General features: G+C 67.8%; 15 protein-coding genes and 1 riboswitch. Of the genes, 8 read left to right on the top strand and 7 right to left on the bottom strand.

Annotation, left to right across the window (positions count from 1 at the left end; genetic code table 11):
* Positions 1–32: 32 nt before the first annotated feature.
* From FPY90_RS17270 to FPY90_RS17260, 3 genes are read right to left on the bottom strand one after another with little or no spacing between them, the layout of a single operon-like run.
* Positions 33–338, bottom strand: coding sequence for a transcriptional regulator (locus FPY90_RS17270; protein WP_498682356.1), 306 nt, complete (start codon positions 336–338; stop codon positions 33–35).
* Complete coding sequence (locus tag FPY90_RS17265) at positions 322–786, bottom strand: hypothetical protein (RefSeq protein WP_498682355.1); 465 nt, start codon at positions 784–786, stop codon at positions 322–324. Before FPY90_RS17265 ends, FPY90_RS17270 begins: the two co-directional genes overlap by 17 nt.
* A gap of 58 nt (positions 787–844) precedes the next feature.
* A complete protein-coding gene (locus FPY90_RS17260; protein WP_498682353.1) occupies positions 845–1,189 on the bottom strand; it encodes a hypothetical protein in 345 nt (114 codons plus the stop codon).
* Between the two features lie 427 nt (positions 1,190–1,616).
* Here FPY90_RS17260 and FPY90_RS17255 point away from each other — a divergent pair, with 427 nt between their 5' ends.
* On the top strand, positions 1,617–3,428 hold the full coding sequence (locus tag FPY90_RS17255) for an amino acid permease (RefSeq protein WP_498685608.1): 1,812 nt from the start codon (positions 1,617–1,619) through the stop codon (positions 3,426–3,428).
* 451 nt (positions 3,429–3,879) lie between these two features.
* Here the strand turns inward: FPY90_RS17255 and FPY90_RS17250 are convergent, their stop codons facing one another.
* A complete protein-coding gene (locus FPY90_RS17250; RefSeq protein WP_071216327.1) occupies positions 3,880–4,455 on the bottom strand; it encodes a helix-turn-helix domain-containing protein in 576 nt (191 codons plus the stop codon).
* A 162-nt stretch (positions 4,456–4,617) separates the two neighbouring features.
* Between FPY90_RS17250 and FPY90_RS17245 the strand changes: the two genes are divergently transcribed.
* From FPY90_RS17245 to FPY90_RS17225, 5 genes are all read left to right on the top strand, one after another.
* Complete coding sequence (locus tag FPY90_RS17245; RefSeq protein ID WP_498682351.1) at positions 4,618–6,144, top strand: sodium:solute symporter family protein; 1,527 nt, start codon at positions 4,618–4,620, stop codon at positions 6,142–6,144.
* A gap of 113 nt (positions 6,145–6,257) precedes the next feature.
* Positions 6,258–6,836 (top strand): DinB family protein, encoded by a 579-nt coding sequence (locus FPY90_RS17240; protein ID WP_071216329.1) that lies wholly within the window; start codon positions 6,258–6,260, stop codon positions 6,834–6,836.
* A 12-nt stretch (positions 6,837–6,848) separates the two neighbouring features.
* A riboswitch (SAM riboswitch) is annotated at positions 6,849–6,961 on the top strand.
* A gap of 20 nt (positions 6,962–6,981) precedes the next feature.
* The gene (locus FPY90_RS17235; RefSeq protein ID WP_498682349.1) at positions 6,982–7,254 is read left to right on the top strand and encodes a hypothetical protein; all 273 of its coding nucleotides are present in this window, start codon (positions 6,982–6,984) and stop codon (positions 7,252–7,254) included.
* A 241-nt stretch (positions 7,255–7,495) separates the two neighbouring features.
* Complete coding sequence (locus tag FPY90_RS17230) at positions 7,496–8,599, top strand: VIT1/CCC1 transporter family protein (protein ID WP_071216330.1); 1,104 nt, start codon at positions 7,496–7,498, stop codon at positions 8,597–8,599.
* Positions 8,600–9,227: 628 nt separating this feature from the next.
* Positions 9,228–10,637: a DUF222 domain-containing protein gene (locus tag FPY90_RS17225; protein WP_498682347.1), complete on the top strand. Its 1,410-nt coding sequence runs from the start codon at positions 9,228–9,230 to the stop codon at positions 10,635–10,637.
* Positions 10,638–10,743: 106 nt separating this feature from the next.
* Here the strand turns inward: FPY90_RS17225 and FPY90_RS17220 are convergent, their stop codons facing one another.
* Together FPY90_RS17220 and FPY90_RS17215 are read right to left on the bottom strand one after the other, a co-directional pair.
* Positions 10,744–11,706, bottom strand: coding sequence for an ROK family protein (locus FPY90_RS17220; protein WP_498682345.1), 963 nt, complete (start codon positions 11,704–11,706; stop codon positions 10,744–10,746).
* Complete coding sequence (locus FPY90_RS17215; RefSeq protein ID WP_071216333.1) at positions 11,703–12,908, bottom strand: LOG family protein; 1,206 nt, start codon at positions 12,906–12,908, stop codon at positions 11,703–11,705. Before FPY90_RS17215 ends, FPY90_RS17220 begins: the two co-directional genes overlap by 4 nt.
* Positions 12,909–13,010: 102 nt before the next feature.
* On the opposite strand from FPY90_RS17215, the gene FPY90_RS17210 reads away from it, so the two are divergent.
* Positions 13,011–16,343 carry an SNF2-related protein gene (locus tag FPY90_RS17210; protein ID WP_498682343.1) on the top strand — a complete coding sequence of 1,111 codons (3,333 nt, stop codon included), beginning with the start codon at positions 13,011–13,013 and terminating at the stop codon, positions 16,341–16,343.
* On the opposite strand, the gene FPY90_RS17205 is transcribed toward FPY90_RS17210, so the two are convergent.
* Positions 16,340–16,540 carry a hypothetical protein gene (locus FPY90_RS17205; RefSeq protein ID WP_498682342.1) on the bottom strand — a complete coding sequence of 67 codons (201 nt, stop codon included), beginning with the start codon at positions 16,538–16,540 and terminating at the stop codon, positions 16,340–16,342. The two genes, FPY90_RS17210 and FPY90_RS17205, sit on opposite strands and share 4 nt — an antisense overlap.
* Before the next feature lie 160 nt (positions 16,541–16,700).
* Here FPY90_RS17205 and FPY90_RS17200 point away from each other — a divergent pair, with 160 nt between their 5' ends.
* Positions 16,701–17,738, top strand: coding sequence for an agmatine deiminase family protein (locus FPY90_RS17200; RefSeq protein ID WP_498682340.1), 1,038 nt, complete (start codon positions 16,701–16,703; stop codon positions 17,736–17,738).
* Positions 17,739–17,744 lie beyond the last annotated feature (6 nt).

The raw sequence follows: 17,744 nt of genomic DNA, 5'->3' as shown, positions 1-17,744 counted from the left end.
TTACAGTCAAGGCTCCCGCGCGGGCCCCTCGGTTACATCTCCTGCTCGAGCATGGTCCGCAGCGCCGCCACGTGCCCCACGTAGGCCCTGCGGCCCTCCACCGTCAGTGCGACCCTGGCATGGCTCCGGCCGCCCTTGGTGAAGCGCTCGACATGGACATAGCGCGCATCGACCAGCTGCTTGAGATGCTTGCTCAGCACCGAGTCGGCAACACCGAGCGCATCGCGCAACTGCGCAAACTCCGCCCACCGCACCGGGGCCAGGGAAGCGCAGATGCGCAAGCGCGCCGGCGCATGGATCAGTTCGTCAAACGCGGGAGGATCAGATGGGTCGCTCATTGGCGTCCTTGAGTCGGTTCTTGATGGCGGCAGCCCGCATGCGGGACATGGCGTACCAGCAGATCGCAAACACGACCACCCACTTGGCGGCCACTTCCCACCACGACCCCGGCTCCCAAAACCGGCCAGCCTGCATGACGAACATGAGCAGGAACGCGTACAGCACGTAGGGCCCGGAATGGCTCAGGATGGGCCGCGGCTTGGGCCGCTTGCGCATCACGAGCAGGTACCACGCAAGCATGGGCACAAGGAGGGCCCCGATCCCCAGAAGGGCCGGCCACGGAGCGACGCCGAGCAGCGCCATGACGGTCGAAATGAACAGCACCAGGGCCAGCATGAATCCGCGAGGCGCCTCGGTGGAGTGCACCATGGCCCCGGAGGCGCCGTCGACCTCGGCGAGCGCCTCACGCGGGTCGATGCCGGCGGGCCAGGTTTTTTCGTCGGACATGCAAGCCCTCACTTTCCGTTATGGAAAGTCTTGTCTTTCCAGAACGGAAAGTCAAGGATCAAGCGGGCCGGCCCGGCCTCTCGCGCCTGGCGAAGGACGAGAACAGGGCGCGGTCGGCCCCGTAGATGCAGATGGAAATGCCCGCGGACAACGCCAGGGCCTTGATGACGATCTCTTGCGGGTTGGCCGGCAGGAGCATCACCTGTACGGGCCCCACCAGGAAAACCAGCAAGACCATCCACAACACATACGACAGGGACATCGGCGGCTCGAGAGCCTCGGGATGAAATTGCCTGCGCATGATCGTGGCCACGGTGATGAAGACGATGACCAGGGCCAGGGCGATGGCCCCGGGAATCACGAACTCCCTGGAGGCGCGCAGCAACGTCAGGGTAATGCCCATTGCCCCGCCCAACAACACGGCCAGCCACCAGGGTGCCCAGAGCCGCTTGGGTCGCCAAGGAACCGCAGCGGGATCTTCGGGCCGGGAACTCACAAGCAATGTCCTTAAACGAGCGGGCGCAAACCAGGAAACGACTTCCCTGCGTATCCCGCTACAAAATGGTTGCTTTTCGCCAGCTAAATGTCAAAGTAGAGCATGTCAGGCATGTCACTAAAAGCACTTGTCCCCAGCTATATCCCGTGATGCGCAACCAGGAGTAGGGTTCACACTCGTGAAGAAAACAACGGGCGCCAAATACCCCGCCCAGCCCCTGCGCCGAGCCGGCCGGACGAAGCCCATCGCGGCGTGGCTCAAGGACACCGACATCGGTCGGGAAAACCCCGAAGAGGTAGCCGCCAAGCCGGCCGGACACCGCTGGTGGCAGGTCATGTGCCTCTCGGGCCTGGACTACTTCTCGACCCTGGGCTACCAGCCGGCCATCGCGGCACTGGCCGCCGGCGCCCTGGCCCCGTTGGCCACCCTCATGCTCGTGGCAGTCACCTTGGGCGCGGCGCTGCCGGTGTACCGCCGCGTGGCCAACGAGTCCCCGCACGGGCAGGGATCCATCTCGATGCTCGAACGCCTGCTTCCGCACTGGAAGGGCAAGGTGTTCGTGCTGGTGCTGCTGGGCTTCGCCGCGACCGACTTCATGATCACCATCACCCTGTCCTCGGCCGACGCCTCGGCACACATCATCGAGAATCCCTTCACTCCCGACTGGTTCAACGGGCAGCAAATCATCATCACGCTGGTGCTGATCCTGCTGCTCGGGGCCTTGTTCCTGCGCGGCTTCCACGAGGTCATCTGGCTGGCCGTGGGGCTGGTGGCCACCTACCTGCTGCTGAACGTCGTGGTGATCGCGGTGGCCGTGGCCTCCCTCGTCGCCGACCCGGCGCCCGTGGACCACTGGTGGCTGAACCTCACGGCCACCCATTCGAGCCCGTGGATGATGATCGCCATCTCACTGATCGTGTTCCCCAAGCTGGCCCTGGGCCTGTCGGGCTTCGAGACCGGCGTGGCCGTGATGCCGCAGATCCGGCACACCCCCGGGGACACCGAGGAGAACCCGCGCGGACGCATTGCAGGGGCCCGGAAGCTGCTGCTCACCGCCGCACTGACCATGAGCGTGTTCCTGGTCTTTTCCTCGGTGGTCACCACCTTGCTGATTCCCGCCCCGGAATTCCAGCCGGGCGGCGACGCCAACGGCCGGGCCCTGTCGTTCCTGGCCCACGCGATGCTCGGCGACGGCTTCGGCAGCATCTATGACCTGTCCACCATCCTGATCCTGTGGTTCGCCGGGGCCTCGGCCCTGGCCGGCATGCTCAACCTGATCCCCCGGTACCTGCCGCGCTTTGGCATGGCGCCCGAGTGGGCCCGCGCCATCCGCCCGCTGGTGCTGGTGCTCATCGGCATTGCCGTGGTCATCACGATCGCCTTCGAGGCCAGTGTCGATGCCCAGGGCGCCGCCTACGCGACCGGCGTGCTGGTGCTCATGGCCTCCGCCGCGGTGGCCGTGACCATTTCCGCCAAGCGCCAGGGCCAGCGGTGGCGGACCATCGGGTTCGGCATCGTGTCGGTCATCTTCGTCTACACCACCGCGGCCAACGTCGTCGAGCGCCCCGACGGCATCCGGATCGCGGCGTTCTTCATCGCCGGGATCATCGCCGTCTCGCTGGTTTCCCGGTTCCGCCGCTCCACGGAGCTGCGTGCGACCTCGGTGACCCTGGATGCCGCGGCACTGGAGATCATCAAGACCTCCACCGAGGATTCCATGGTGCGGATCATCGCCCACGAACCGGTGCGCCTCTCGGCCGCCCGCTACCGGCACAAGCTGGCCCACGCCAAGATGGCCAGCCACCTGCCCGAGGAGGCCCGGGTGCTTTTCATCGAGATCAAGGTCTCCGACTTCTCGGACTTCGCCCAGGACATCAAGGTTTGCGGGATCACCCGGCACGGCTACAAGATCCTGGTCGCCGAGGCTCCCTCGGTTCCCACGGCCATAGCCGCGATCTGCCTGGAAATCCGCGATGCCACAGGCGTGATGCCGCACATCTACTTCCGCTGGACCGAGGGGAACCCGGTGCGCAACCTGCTGCGCTTCCTGTTCCTGGGCCAGGGCGAGATCGCGCCGCTGACCCGCGAGGTGCTGCGCGAGGCGGAGCCGTCGATCGCCCGGCGGCCCTGGGTGCACGTGGGCTAGGGTGCGCCCGAAAACCACGGGCCCGCTCCCCGGGTCGGCGGGCTCACCTGTCGAGGTTGTCGCGAACTTCGTGCTTCTTGCCCCTTCAGCCTTGTACCTCGGGTTGCTTGCACCGTCCCTGCTATGGCGGCATGCCGCGGGCGCGGCCGCCGGGGCGGGCCTGGTCCTGGAGATCGCCCAGTACCCCTTGGCATGGGGAGCTCGGACGTCACCGACCTTGTCGCCAACGCCGCCTGCTGCGGGCCCGGACCTCCCACGTCACGACCAGGGTCTGCCAGATCGGGACCGAGTTCGCCCTGCTAATGACCGGGATTTTCGTTGCCCCTCCCCTGCACTATGCGCCACCGCGGGATGTCGCGGGAGGACCCTTCACACCGGCCGGGGACCACACCCGGGGAATTGATCGGCTCCTCCCGAGTGCCGCGGCCACGGGGGAGCTTGGCAACATGTCCTAGCGCGAAGCGGCCGGCACCAGCGTCCAGGTCACCACGGCTTCCTCGCCCGTGGGGTTGAGCCAGCTGTGCGGTTCCCGGCCCGGGAAGGTCACGGTGTCCCCCGCATTGAGGTCAAAGCGCTCGTTGGCGAAGATCAGCACGAAGCGCCCGGAGAGCACGTGGAGCACCTCGACCTCGCAATCCACCGCGTAGAGCTCCTTCTCGCCCTCGCCGCGCGGGGCGATGACCGCCCGAATGACCTGCAGGCGCCGCTCGGAGCGGGCCGTCACCAATTGCTCGACGATGCCTTCGCCGCCCAGTGAGATCCGCGGGGCCTCGGCGAGGCGCACCACGTGGGTGTCCGGCGCCGTGAACAGCTCGCCGACCTCCATCGAGAGCACCTGGCACAGGGTCACCAGCGAGGCGACCGAGGGGCTGGTCAGGTCGCGTTCCACCCGGGAAAGGAAGCCCTTGGTCAGGCCCGTGGAATCGGCGACCTGGTCGATGGTCAGTCGTTGGGCGTGCCGCGCCGCACGGATCCGCGAACCGATGGCCAATGCGGCACTGCTGGGCTCGACGGGCAGGGCTTTCATGGGCAAGGTTCTCCAGGGGTGCTCAAAGAAATATTTGGTGTGTCCAGCTTAGGGCAATTGACGTGTAAGGCATCTCACATTAGCCTATGGGAAAACAAATGTTTACTGACAGGCATCATCTGCTGGCTGTTGGCCCCGCTCCCGAAGCAAAGGCACCCCCTCATGGAATTCATCAATGGCACCATCGTCGCCGTCTACCTGGCGGCCATGCTCATCTTCGGCTGGTGGGGCAAATCACGCACCAAGAACAGCAGCGACTACCTCGTCGCCGGCCGCCGGCTCGGCCCGTTCCTCTACACCGGGACCATGGCCGCGGTCGTCCTGGGCGGGGCATCCACCGTGGGCGGCGTCGGCCTGGGCTACAAGTTCGGCATCTCCGGCATGTGGCTGGTCGTGGCGATCGGCGCCGGAGTCATCCTGCTCTCGCTGCTCTTCGCCCCGACCCTGCAGCGCCTGAAGATCTTCACGGTCTCGCAGATGCTCACCCTGCGCTACGGCAGCAAGTCGGCAACCAACACCTCGGGCATCGTCATGCTCGCCTACACACTGATGCTCTGTGCCACCTCCACCAGCGCCTACGCAACGATCTTCGTGGTCCTCTTCGGCTGGGAACGCTGGATGGCCATCGCCATCGGCGGGGTCATCGTGGTCATCTACTCCACCATCGGCGGCATGTGGTCGATCACCCTGGCCGACCAGGTCCAGTTCATCATCAAGACCGTGGGCATCTTCTTCCTGATGCTCCCCTTCGCGCTGAACGCCGCCGGCGGCATGTCCGGGATCCGCGAACGCGTCGGGGCCGAGTTCTTCAGCTTCACCGGCATCGGCGTGCAGACCATCATCACCTACTTCGTGGTCTACACCCTGGGCCTGCTCATCGGCCAAGACATCTGGCAGCGCGTCTTCACCGCCAAGACCCCGAAGGTGGCCCGCTGGGGCGGCACCACCGCCGGCATCTACTGCGTGCTCTACGGCGCCGCCGGCGCCATCATCGGCATGGCCGCGAAGGTCGCCCTGCCGGACATCATCGGCGCGGACACCAACAAGGACGTCGTCTACGCGGAGGTCGCCACGCAGCTGCTGCCCGTCGCGATCGGCGGACTGGTGCTGGCGGCGGCCGTTGCCGCGATGATGTCCACCGCCTCGGGCGCCTTGATCGCCGCTGCCACCGTGGCCCGCACCGATGTCACCCCGTTCGTGGCCAGCTGGTTCGGCAGGAACGTGCAGGTGAACACCAATGAAAACCCCGAGCACGACGTGCGCGCCAACCGCATCTGGGTGTTGCTGCTGGGCATTGTCTCGATCGTGCTGGCCATCATGGTCTCCGACGTGGTCGCGGCGCTGACCATCGCCTACGACATCCTGGTCGGCGGCCTGCTGGTGGCCATCATCGGCGGGTTGGTTTGGAAGCGCGGCAACGGATTGGGCGCCGCCGCCTCCATGGCAGCCGGAACCATCGTCACCCTGGGCACCATGATCACCCTGGAAATCCAGGCGGAGAACCGCTTCGACGGCATCTACGCCAACGAGCCGATCTACTACGGCCTTCTGGCCTCGGCGCTGACCTTCGTCGTGGTCTCGCTGCTCACCCGGCCCACCGCCGCGGCAGTCATCACCGGGTGGAACGCCCGGGTCGCCGGCCAGGGCGACGCCGAGGGCGCAGACCTCGAGCAGGTCGCCGGACACTAGGGCATATCCGCACCACCGATGGCCCCCCTTGGCGCGCACCGCGTCGATGGGGGCCATCGCCCTTTTGGCCTGCCGCCATTCCCAACCGGCCCCGGCGCTTCTAGGCTGGGGCCATGGACGATTTCAAGGACCACCTGGCGACCTACCTGACCAATTCCCGCGAGGCCATGCTCTGGAAGGCCCGGGGACTCAGCGACGGGGAAGCGACCCGGCCGATGGTGCCCACCGGCACCAACATCCTGGGCCTTGTCCAGCACCTGGCCTTCGTCGAGTACGGCTACTTCGTCCAATGCCTCGGCTTCACGATCGAGGACGAGTACTACGCGGCCCTGGCGGCCGATCCGGATGACAGCGCGGACATGTGGGTGTCGGCCGAGGTCCCCTGCGCCGAGGTCCTGGCCTTCTACCGGCGGGCCATCGAGGCGGCAAACCGCAACATCGCCGCGCTGTCCCTGGATGCCCCGGCAACCGTTCCGTGGTGGACCGGGGAACGGCGCCACACCACGCTCGGGCGGCTGATGCTGCACATGAACGTGGAAACCGCGCGCCATGCGGGGCACGCCGACATCCTGCGCGAGCTCATCGACGGGTCCACCGGGATGCGCCAGGACAACGACAGCATGCCGCCCTATGACGGCACTGCGTGGAACGATCTGCACAAAAAGATCCTGCGGGCCTCCGAATCGCGGTAATGTGGAACCCAGCTTCACGAGACGCGTCGGCAAGCTCCGACTCTAGGCGCGCACCAACCCCAGGTTCATGGGTGGTTCGGATGAAGAAGCGGCCGCGGTCCACTTGGCCCCGGCAAGAGCTAGTGAAAGGCCGTCCCGTACCGCCATGGCACCTTCCATCCCCGTCCTGCCCCTGCTTGATGTGCACCGCGCGGTGCTTCAGTTGCGGCTGCGCGGTTCCTGGCGCAGCTTCCACGTCGCGGACCCCGCCGCCCTGGCTGCGGCCCTGGCCAACGCCGTGGCACCGCCGAGGTGGGAAGAGGCCTCCTCAACGCTCACGGTGCGGGTGCCGGAAGCGGGAAACAGCGCTGGTGGGGCCAGAATTTTTAGCCTCAGCGAATTCTCTCGGACCCTTCCGAACGCTACACTCGTGGGTTGAAGGGGAGTAGTTCCCAGCCCCGCCGGCAACGGCGGGACAGCGGTGCGTCGACATACTGGTTACAACGTTGTAACCCGGCAATCCACCCAGGGCCAGAGGCGGCAACGCCGGGTCCGGGCGAACGAGACCTTCGGTCCACACACTGGTGGCCCGAGGTCCAACGCACCCCAGAAACAATCCCGCTGGGCCTCCCCATCGCATGGCCTCCCGAGGCCGTGAACGCCCACACGAGGATGAGAGCATGACGCCGCAAGCGCCGACCCCCACCCCAGCCCAAATCAGACGATGGCGCAAGTACCTGGCCGACGAAGTCGCCGAGGGCGCGGTCTACCGCGAACTGGCCAACAAGCGCCACGGCGAGGAACGCGCGGTCCTGCTGGGACTGGCCGAGGCCGAAACCCGCCACGAGGAACACTGGCGGGCACTGCTGGGCGAGCATGCCGGCAAGGCCATGAGCCCCTCGATCCGCCGCACCATGCTCCGCTTCCTGGCCCGGCACTTCGGCTCCGTCTTCGTCCTGGCCCTGGCCCAGCGCGCCGAGGGCAACTCCCCCTACGCCGGGGACACCGACGCCAGCCGCCAGATGGCCGCCGACGAGCTGGTCCACGAAGAGGTCGTGCGCGGCCTGGCCACCCGGGGCCGCAACCAGCTCTCGGGCAACTTCCGCGCCGCGGTCTTCGGCGCCAACGACGGCCTGGTCTCCAACCTCGCCCTGGTCATGGGCATCGGTGCCACCGGGGTTGCCACCTCGATGGTGCTCTTCTCCGGCATTGCCGGCCTGTTGGCCGGCGCCTTGTCGATGGCCGCCGGCGAGTACGTCTCGGTGCGATCCCAGCGCGAACTGCTCTCCGCATCCAAGCCCACACAGGTGACCCTGGCCGCCGCCCCGGACCTGGATCTGGACGCCAACGAACTGGTGCTGGTCTACAAGGCCCGCGGCATGAGCGACGAGGATGCGGCCCACCGCGCCGCCGAACGCATGGGCATCTACTCCTGCGACTGCAACCCCTCGCTGTCGCTGCAGCCGGAGCTGGCCGACATCGCCGAGGCCCAAGAACACGAGGAAATCGGTTCGGCCATGGGCGCGGCCTCCTCGTCCTTCTGCTTCTTCGCCTCCGGTGCGGTGATCCCGATCCTGCCGTTCATCTTCGGCATGGGCGGCACCCCTGCCATTCTGCTCTCCGCCGTGCTGGTGGGCATCGCCCTGTTGCTCACCGGCGGGGTGGTCGGTCTGCTCTCCGGCGCCTCCCCGACCAAGCGCGGACTGCGCCAGCTGGCCATCGGCCTGGGCGCCGCGGGCATCACCTATGCCCTCGGCTTGCTCTTCGGCGGGTCCGTGGCCTAGCGGTCCACTTGAAAAGCGACGGCAGGGTGCCGCCATCTCCCGGAATCAGGGATTTGGCGGCACCCTGTTTCTTTGCAGCCCGCAGGTTGGAGTGATCCGCGTAGGCTAGCAGGCCATGACTAGAACTAGAACATATTTCCGACTTACGATTCCAGTGGGATGGGATCGGGCGTAAAATTGGGCTATGGCTGGTGAAGTCCCGGCTTGTCCTCGTGGACATCCGGATGGTCGGATTGCGCGTGACGGCATCCAACTGGATGGCGGGCGGCCCCGGAAGGGCATGCGGTGCATCCTCCCGGGAGGCTCCTGTCGCGGCCTCCTCGGTGTTGTCAGCAGGACCTGCACAAACGTTGAGACCCGTGTTGAATGCGAGAACCACCTGGCCCCTCACTGGGGGTCGGTTATGCCGGCACAGTTTGAGTATTTGATTCGGGAGATGAAGCGCAGTTGCCGTGAAGACCGGAGCAACGCGAACAGCCACTGGTACCCGGCAGCCCAACTCAGGTTGCACACCGATTCTGACGAAAAATCCGTCGATCTCATCCCACAGGAATCGTGAGTAGGACGCATTTTCTAAATTTCTTGAACAGCTGTTTCAATTGTAGGTCTCTAGTTCTACAATGGAGGTATGGCAACGACGTCATCGAGCGGCTTCCCTTCCGCCGGCACCACCACCGGTGGCGCCAGCAGGAATCTGGGCTACGAAGCGCTGCTGGACGACGGGGCGGACATGGACGCACTGGTTGCCGAACACCTGGCCCGCACCGGCACCGCCGGGATCCTGTCCCTGGCCGCCGCGGTGAACGAGGCCCCGGTGCTGACCGGTACCCATGAGGCGGTGGCTGCGGTTGGCGCCCTGGAAACCTTGAAATGCGCCGCCACGGCGAAGCAGGCCGACCACAGTGTCGCCTACCAGGACGCCCTCATCGCCGACCGGCAGCGCGCCGGGGTCAGGGAGAAGAACCCCGCGTGGGGCTCCGGCGGGGACGTTGCCCTGGCGATGCGCTTGTCCCCGTGGAGCGGAACCAAACGCACCAACGATTACCGGATCCTCGCCGAAGACCTTCACCGCTGCCATCAGGGACTGCGCCAAGGCATCTTGACTTGGGACCAGGCACACGTGGTCATCAGCGGCACCCGGAACCTCAAGATCGAAACCCGGAGAATGATCGACGAGCTGCTGTGGGAGGACACCCACACCTGCTTCGAGGCCGGGACTGCGACGCTGCGTGAGCTGGTCAACTACTGGGCCCTCGTCCTGGAACCCGACACCGCCGAACAGGATGAAGACGACGCCGCCGAGAAGCGGTACGTCAGCGGCTACCAGATGAACGAAAACTCCGTGCGGATCGTCGGCGAGTTCCCGCTGGACCAGGGCATTCCCATCTTGCAGGTCATCCACCGGGAGACCGAGCGTCCCCGGGAGGCCGGAGACGACCGCACCAATGCCCAGGTCGCGGCTGACGCGGTCTTCGAGGCGGTGACCGGCACCAAGGCCACCGGCTCACGACCGGTGGAGCTACTGGTGATGATGGATCCAGAGAGCCTCGCCGGTGACAGCAACGAACCGGCGCTGATCCCGGGCCACGGTTACATCAGCGCCGCCAAGGCCCGATCGCTGGTGGCGGGCGATCCCGAGCACCCGCTGGACACCTGGTACCGGCGCGTCTACGCCGCCCCGGACACCGGCAAGCTGGTCGCGATGGATTCCGCGGCCCGCCGTTTCGCAGGAAACCTCAAGCGCTTCATCACCCTCCGCGACCAACGGTGCCGCACCCCGCATTGCAACGGCCGCATCCAGGAACTAGACCACGTCGTGCAGGTGCGCCGCAATGGCAAGACCACCGAGATTAATTCCTCGGGTCGCTGCCGGACATGCAACCAATCCAAGGAGGCGCCCGGCTGGCACGAGGAACCGCTGCCCGGACGGGGCCGCCATTCCTTCAAGATCACCACCCCCAGCGGCCACAGCTACACCTCTACGGCTCCGCCACCGCGTCCCGGCACCGGCATGGCCCGACCACCCCAGCGAATTTAGCCGACCGCCGCCACGCGCGGGAAGCCCACACCATTTCACCACCGGGGATGCAAGCACGCATCCCCGGCAAAACCCATGCGCTCAGGGGGGCACAGGAGACGGTGAATCAGTCGGCGAGCGCCCTGCGGGCCAAGTCTGCGGCACCCACCAATCCCGCGTCGGCACCCAGCTCTGCACGAGCCACTTCCGCAAAGGGCCGGTAGCCGCGCCCACTCAGGTTCTCCCGGTAGGTGACTTCGGCGGTTTCCACCAACAACGGCACCGCAGCACCCAGCCCGCCCCCAATGACAAAGATTCCCGGGTCCAACACCGCCGCCAGGTTGGCCAACCCACGTCCCAGCCATTGACCGGCCTCGATGATCAACTCGCGGCAGGCCGGGTCCCCGTCGGCGGCAAGGGCGGTGACAAGCTCACCGGTCACCAGGTGCGGGTCGTTGCGCGCGGCCTCGCGGAGCGCAAAGGCCACCGGCGAGTGCACCGCCATCAGGCTGCGCCCCTCGCGGGCCAGCGCATTGCCCGAGGCATACTGCTCCCAGCATCCACGGTTCCCGCAGGCGCAGCGCTGCCCGCCGGGAACGATGGTTTGGTGGCCGAATTCCGAGCCCACCCCGAACCTTCCGCGCTGCAGCTGCCCGTCAACGACGATGGCGCCGCCGATCCCGGTGCCAAGGGTCAGGCAGACCACGTGGCTGTGCCCTCGAGCGGCACCGAAGCGGTATTCGGCCCAACCGGCGGCATCCGCGTCGTTGCTCAATAGCACACGTCGTCCCGTGGCGGCCTCGAGCTTGGCCCGCAGCGGCTCGTTGCGCCAGGCCAGGTGCGGGGAGAAGAGCACCGAGCCGCCGTCCGGGTCCATCCATCCTGCCGCACCCACGCCCACCGTGGCCTCCGGGGCATCGGCGCCAAGCGCGGCGATGAGCGAAGCCACGGTGTCCAGCACCGCGGCCGGATCATGCCCTGCCGTCGCGTGCCGAAGGTGCCGGGAGACCCTTCCGTCCGGGCCCACCAGTCCCGCGGCGATCTTGGTGCCGCCGATGTCGATGCCGATGGCAGGGGAACCGGCACTCATGCCAGTCCCCGGACCCCGGAGATCGAGCCGTCGTTCAGGTCCACCAGGATCCGCACGGCCTCGGCCGCATCGTCGACCAGGAAGACCTTCTCCTCCATGGCCCTGCCGCGGGCCAGTTCGGCCAGCAACGGGTAGGCCGGCAGCGTCCGGGTCCAGTGCTCGATGCCCACCAGCACCATCGGGCTGATGCTGCCTTCGGCCCCGTAGAAGTTCTCGCACGCGTCCTGGAAGATTTCCTGCACGGTCCCGGCGGCGCCGGGCAGGAACACGATGCCCCCGGGGCAGCTCTTCAGCAGCACGGCCTCCCGGGTGGCGTTGGCGAAGTACTTGGCGATGTGGGTGGCGAACATGTTCGGCGGCTCGTGCCCGTAGAACCAGGTGGGGATCCCCAGGTTCGCCAGGCCGGCGGGCCAGCGTTCGCGCACGCGTGCCGCGGCCCGCGCCCAGCGGGTCACCGACGGGGCGAAACCCGGCTCCTGCGCCAGCATGCCCAGCGCCTCGGCCAGGTTCTCGGTGCTGCCCGATCCCAGGTAGGCACCCAGGTTCGCCGCCTCCATGGCCCCGGGCCCGCCTCCGGTGGCAACGATGAACCCGGCGCCGGACAGGGCGTGGCCCAGCCGTGCGGCCCGCTCGTAGCCGGCGGTCCCGCGCTCCTGGGCGTGCCCGCCCATGACCCCGACCAGCGGGGCGTGGGCCAGCGCGCCGTCGCGGATCTGCGAATCCAGCCGCGAACCGATGGCGTGGTCGTGCAGCGTGGTGGACAGCGCGGCGTTCAATGCGTCGTGGGCCCCGGCGCCGTAGCGGTGCGAGGCCCAGGCGTAGATCCGGGCGTCGGGCACCGACTCGTAGTTCCCGGCGTCCAGGCCCGCATAGAGCTCGCCCCCGGAATACAGCTCCCCGCGGTACGGGTCGAAGGGCAGCCCGGGGATCTCGGGGAAGACCAGTGCCCCGCCCCCGCGCAGCCGGCGCTCGGTCTTGCCCTCGATGTCGCAGCCCATGAACACCGAGCCCGCGGAGCGCAGCTTTTCCAGCACCGCGCTGCGGGCGCGCAGGTCCACCGACTGCACGTGCCAGCCGTGCATGGAGGCAGCCAGGCGCTTGTCCGTCAGCGCCAGCGCCGTGGCCGCATGCCTGTCGAAGTCGCCCAGCGACGCAATCTCAATGACGCGCGGGAGCGGATGCAGGGCCGGAGTGCTGTTCATGACACCTTAGACTAGCGACTTTCGGGTTCCCGGGCCGTATTCTTCGGCACGGCGACCCGCCCGGGTTAGGGCTGGGGGTCAGGAACGTGAAACGATGGGAGGATGACCGAATCTGCTTTTCCCATGGTCGATGCGCGTGAAATCCTGCGTGTCGTCGGCGGTGTCTCCTTCACCCGCGGCAAGGTGCTGGCCACCGACGCCGCGCTGAGCGGGTTCGCGTGGGATCCGGTCGACCAGGCCATGTCCGCCACGGTGTCCGAGGATTCCGAGCCCGCCCACGAGGTGCGCATCACCCTGGCCACCAAGAAGGGCGAGCGCGTCATCGACGACGCCACCTGCCCGTGCGGGGCCGCCCCCGCATGCCGCCATGTGGCGGCCGTGCTCATTTACTCGAACTCCATGCACCTGCGCGCCAAGGACGTGGTGTACCGCAACACCGCCGTGGCCGTCCCGGCCTGGCAGCAGGCCCTGCAGGAGCTGCTCGCCCCGGCGCCTGCCACCCCCACGTCCCTGGGCGGGGCCAACTCCAAGCACCCGGTGCTGCAGATGGGCTTGCAGTTCGAGCTGCAGGACACCACGCTCTCGGCGCACCAGCAATGGGCCCCCGGGTCCGGGGTGGGGCAGCTGAAGGTCGCCTCGAGGCGCTGGCGGCTGGGCGTGCGCCCGGTGGTGCGCTCCGGGTCCGACCGCTGGGCGCGGTCGAACCTGCGCTGGAACACCATCAGCTTCAAGACCTTCGGGCTGAACCTGGACATCGCGCAGTACCGCTGGTTCTGCCAGTTCGTGCCGCTCTACCGGGCCAAGGGCGAGCTCTACTTCGGCGAGGACAACGACTGGCTCTACCTCGACGAATACGCCTCCGCGCTGCTCTGGGAACTGCTGCCCACGGCCAAGGCCCTGGGCATCGCGCTGGTGGGCATGCGCACCAACACCCGGATCCTGCTCGCCTCTCCCGCCCACGTCGCCCTCGGCGCGCAGGCCGGCGAAGACGGGCTGGCGCTGGCACCGTCGCTGTCGATGGGCGGGCACCGCTTCATCCTCGACGCGCAGGCGCCGGCCGGTTCCATCGGCAACCACGGCGTCTACGCCGCCACCGGGGACCAGAACGAGATCTTCCTGGGCCAGGTCCCCGGCGGGCTGAGCCACACCGAGCTGTCGATGCTGCACCACCCCGAAACCCTCAACGTCCCGGAGGCCGAGACCGAGGAATTCTTCTCCCGCGTCTACCCGCGCCTGGCCCGCAAGCTGCGGGTCACCAGCCCCGACGATTCCGTGGCGCTGCCGGCGGTGCTGCCGCCCAAGCTGGTGGCCAGGATCCGCTACGGCACCGGCGAAACCGTCGACGTGGACTGGGTCTTCGACTACCAGGGCATGGTCGTGGACGCGGCGGACCGCGACACCGCGGTGGAATCCGCGCTGGAATCCGAAGTGCTTGAAATCCTGAACCACTACCCGGCCTTCGAATCCACGGTGCTGGGCCCCAAGCACCTGGCGGGACTTGAGGTCATCGACTTCGTGCGCCGCGTGCTGCCGGCCCTGGCCGGGATCAAGGACCTGGTGCTCAACGAGACCGGCACCCGCCCGGTGTTCCACGAGCTCACCGAGGCCCCGGAGCTGGTCATCACCACCGTGGAATCGGACCGCCGCGACTGGTTCGACCTGGGCCTGCTGATCTCCATCGGCGGGCGCCAGATCCCCTACGCCGACATCCTGCGCGCCCTGGCCCAGGGGCAGACCAAGCTGCTGATGCCGGACCGCACCTACTTCTCCCTGGAGGATCCGCTCTTCGCCAAGCTCCGCGCCCTGGTCACCGAGGCCAGCGGGCTGCGGGACATGAAGGACAAGGAAGCGGACATCTCGCTGACGCAGTACCAGTACGCCATGTGGGAGGAACTGGACGCGCTGGCCACGCACATCGAGGGCCCGGACCAATGGGTCAGCGCGCTGAACTCGCTGGTGGACTTGAAGACCACCGCCGTCACCGACCTGCCCGAGACCCTGAACGCGACGCTGCGCCCCTACCAGGTGGAGGGCTTCGGCTGGCTGGCCACGCTGTGGCGCAACGGGCTGGGCGGGGTGCTGGCCGACGACATGGGCCTGGGCAAGACCGTGCAGACCCTGGCCCTGATGCTGCACGCCCACCAGGTGTGGGCCAACCCCGACGCCTTCGAGGGCATCACCGCCCAGGCCAAGGTCCGCGCCCCGTTCCTGGTGGTCGCCCCGACCTCGGTGGTGTCCAACTGGAAGGACGAGGCCGCGCGCTTCGCCCCTTCCCTGCGGGTCGTGGCGGTCACCGACACCGAGTCGCGCGCCAGCGCCTCGCTGGCGGCCCTGGCCCGGGAGTACGACGTGGTGGTCACCTCCTACACGCTGCTGCGCCTGGACGACGACGCGTACGCGGACATCAACTGGGCCGGGCTGATCCTGGACGAGGCGCAGTTCGTGAAGAACAAGGCGACCAAGGCGCACCACGTGGCCCGTGACATGCCCGCCCGCTTCAAGCTGGCGATCACCGGCACGCCCATGGAGAACAACCTCATGGAGCTCTGGTCGATCTTCGCCATCGTCTCCCCGGGGCTCTTCCCCTCCGCGGTGCGCTTCGCGGAGAACTACCAGCGGCCCATCGAGCGCCAGGGCCTGCCCGAGCCGCTGGTGCGCCTGCGCCGGCGGATCCGCCCGTTCATGCTGCGCAGGACCAAGGACGCGGTGGTCACCGACCTGCCGCCGAAGCAGGAACAGGTGCTGCACGTGGAGCTGGGCGAGGCGCACCGGAAGGTCTACGACACGCACCTGCACCGCGAGCGGCAGAAGGTGCTGCGCCTGGTCGATGACATGGACAAGAACCGGTTCACGATCTTCCAGTCGCTGACCCTGCTGCGGATGCTGGCGCTGGATGCCTCGCTGGTGGATCCCGACTACGCCGACGTGCCCAGCGCCAAGCTGGACGTGCTCTTCGAGCAGCTCGAGGACGTGCTGGCCGAGGGCCACCGCGCACTGATCTTCTCCCAGTTCACCTCCTTCCTGAAGAAGGCAGCGGACCGGCTGGATGCCGCCGGGGTGCCCTACGCCTACCTGGACGGCTCCACGCGCAAGCGCGCCGAGGTCATCGATTCCTTCAAGTCGGGCCAGGCGCCGGTGTTCCTGATTTCGCTGAAGGCCGGCGGCTTCGGGCTGAACCTCACCGAGGCCGACTACTGCTTCCTGCTGGATCCCTGGTGGAACCCGGCCGCGGAGTCGCAGGCGGTGGACCGGGCGCACCGCATCGGGCAGACCCGCAACGTGATGGTCTACCGGATGGTCGCCAAGGACACGATCGAGGAGAAGGTGGTGGCGCTGCAGGATTCCAAGCGCCAGCTGATCTCCTCGGTCATGGACGAGGGCGCGGGCTTCGGCAAGGTGCTCAACGCGGACGACATCCGCGAACTGCTGCGCTAGCCAGCCGGCGCCTTCGCGGCGGCCTGGAGGGCGAATCCCGCCAGCAGGAGCTCCAGGCCGTATTCGAAGGTCCGCAGCGCGCGGTCCCCGGACCCCAGGCCCGCCTCGAGCGCCTCGCGCCAAGGTCCTGCCGCGTTTTCTCCGGCCAGTGGCGCCTCGGCGCCGAACCCGCCCGCGGCCAGGGCGCAGGAGCGCATGCAGCCGGTCGCGATCCGCCGCAGGGTTTCACCCCTTGCGCCACGTGACGCAAGCCACCATACTAAAACGAACGACATTCATTTATGTGACGGCGATCTCCGCGCAGGGCCTCCCGCCTCGACCGCCTCCCACACACCCAGCACCTTGCAGGAGTCAGACATGAACTGGATCATGCCCGCCGAGACCTCGGCCCAGAAGCGCGTGTGGATGGCCTTCCCCCACGGGGGCTACACGCTGGGCGACACCGAGGCCGAGGCCCACGCGGCCCGCAGCACCTGGGCCAACGTCGCCCACGCCGTGGTGGAGTTCGCCCCGGTGTCCATGGTGGTGGACCCGGAAGACACCGAGGTCGCCGCGCAATACCTCGACGAGCGGATCGAGATCCGCACCGCGGAGCTCAACGACGCCTGGATGCGCGACATCGGCCCCACCTTCGTCACCAACGACGCCGGGGAACTCGCCGCCGTCGACTGGGTCTTCAACGGCTGGGGCGCCCAGGACTGGGCGGCCTGGGACAAGGACGCGCTGATCGGCGCGGCCGTGGCCGGCTGGGCCGGGGTTCCGCGCATCGCCTCCGCGCTGGTCAACGAGGGCGGCGCCATCCACGTGGACGGCGAGGGCACCGTGCTGGCCACCGAATCGGTGCAGCTGGACCCGGGTCGCAACCCGGGGACCACCAAGGAAGAGGTCGAGGCGGAGTTCGCCCGCACCCTGGGCGCCACAAAGGTGCACTGGCTTCCACGCGGGCTGGCCCGCGACTCCCAGGAGTTCGGCACCCGCGGACACGTGGACATCGTCGCCACCATCCCCTCCCCAGGCACCGTGCTGGTGCACAGCCAACTGAACCCCGAGCACCCCGACCATGCCATCTCCCGGGAGCTGATCGACACCTTCCGCGGCGCCACCGACGCCAGGGGCCGCGAATTCAACGTCGTCGAGGTCCCCGCCCCGACCGTGCTGCGCGATGCGGAGGGCTTCGTGGACTACAGCTACATCAACCACCTCGTGGTCAATGGCGGCGTGGTGGCCTGCACCTTCGACGACCCGAACGACGAAGCGGCCCTTGCCGTGCTGGCCGCGGCCTACCCGGGGCGCAAGGTCGTGGGCGTGGATGCCCGGGAGCTCTACGCCCGCGGCGGCGGCATCCACTGCATCACCCAGCAGGAACCCGTGGCCGGGGTACTGCGCCCGGCCTGACCGCCG

Source organism: Arthrobacter sp. C2, assembly GCA_024207135.1.
Taxonomy (GTDB): domain Bacteria; phylum Actinomycetota; class Actinomycetes; order Actinomycetales; family Micrococcaceae; genus Paeniglutamicibacter.
This window is presented reverse-complemented; position numbering and strand designations above follow the sequence as displayed.

Excerpts from the sequence above, each read along its gene's own strand:
- FPY90_RS17225 (WP_498682347.1), top strand. The coding sequence starts at position 9,228 with ATGGCAACGACGTCATCGAGCGGCTTCCCTTCCGCCGGCACCACCACC.
- FPY90_RS17200 (WP_498682340.1), top strand. The coding sequence starts at position 16,701 with ATGAACTGGATCATGCCCGCCGAGACCTCGGCCCAGAAGCGCGTGTGG.
- FPY90_RS17265 (WP_498682355.1), bottom strand. The coding sequence starts at position 786 with ATGTCCGACGAAAAAACCTGGCCCGCCGGCATCGACCCGCGTGAGGCG.
- FPY90_RS17230 (WP_071216330.1), top strand. The coding sequence starts at position 7,496 with ATGACGCCGCAAGCGCCGACCCCCACCCCAGCCCAAATCAGACGATGG.
- FPY90_RS17260 (WP_498682353.1), bottom strand. The coding sequence starts at position 1,189 with ATGGGCATTACCCTGACGTTGCTGCGCGCCTCCAGGGAGTTCGTGATT.
- FPY90_RS17215 (WP_071216333.1), bottom strand. The coding sequence starts at position 12,908 with ATGAACAGCACTCCGGCCCTGCATCCGCTCCCGCGCGTCATTGAGATT.
- FPY90_RS17220 (WP_498682345.1), bottom strand. The coding sequence starts at position 11,706 with ATGAGTGCCGGTTCCCCTGCCATCGGCATCGACATCGGCGGCACCAAG.
- FPY90_RS17255 (WP_498685608.1), top strand. The coding sequence starts at position 1,617 with ATGTGCCTCTCGGGCCTGGACTACTTCTCGACCCTGGGCTACCAGCCG.
- FPY90_RS17210 (WP_498682343.1), top strand. The coding sequence starts at position 13,011 with ATGACCGAATCTGCTTTTCCCATGGTCGATGCGCGTGAAATCCTGCGT.
- FPY90_RS17245 (WP_498682351.1), top strand. The coding sequence starts at position 4,618 with ATGGAATTCATCAATGGCACCATCGTCGCCGTCTACCTGGCGGCCATG.
- FPY90_RS17250 (WP_071216327.1), bottom strand. The coding sequence starts at position 4,455 with ATGAAAGCCCTGCCCGTCGAGCCCAGCAGTGCCGCATTGGCCATCGGT.
- FPY90_RS17240 (WP_071216329.1), top strand. The coding sequence starts at position 6,258 with ATGGACGATTTCAAGGACCACCTGGCGACCTACCTGACCAATTCCCGC.
- FPY90_RS17205 (WP_498682342.1), bottom strand. The coding sequence starts at position 16,540 with ATGCGCTCCTGCGCCCTGGCCGCGGGCGGGTTCGGCGCCGAGGCGCCA.
- FPY90_RS17270 (WP_498682356.1), bottom strand. The coding sequence starts at position 338 with ATGAGCGACCCATCTGATCCTCCCGCGTTTGACGAACTGATCCATGCG.
- FPY90_RS17235 (WP_498682349.1), top strand. The coding sequence starts at position 6,982 with ATGGCACCTTCCATCCCCGTCCTGCCCCTGCTTGATGTGCACCGCGCG.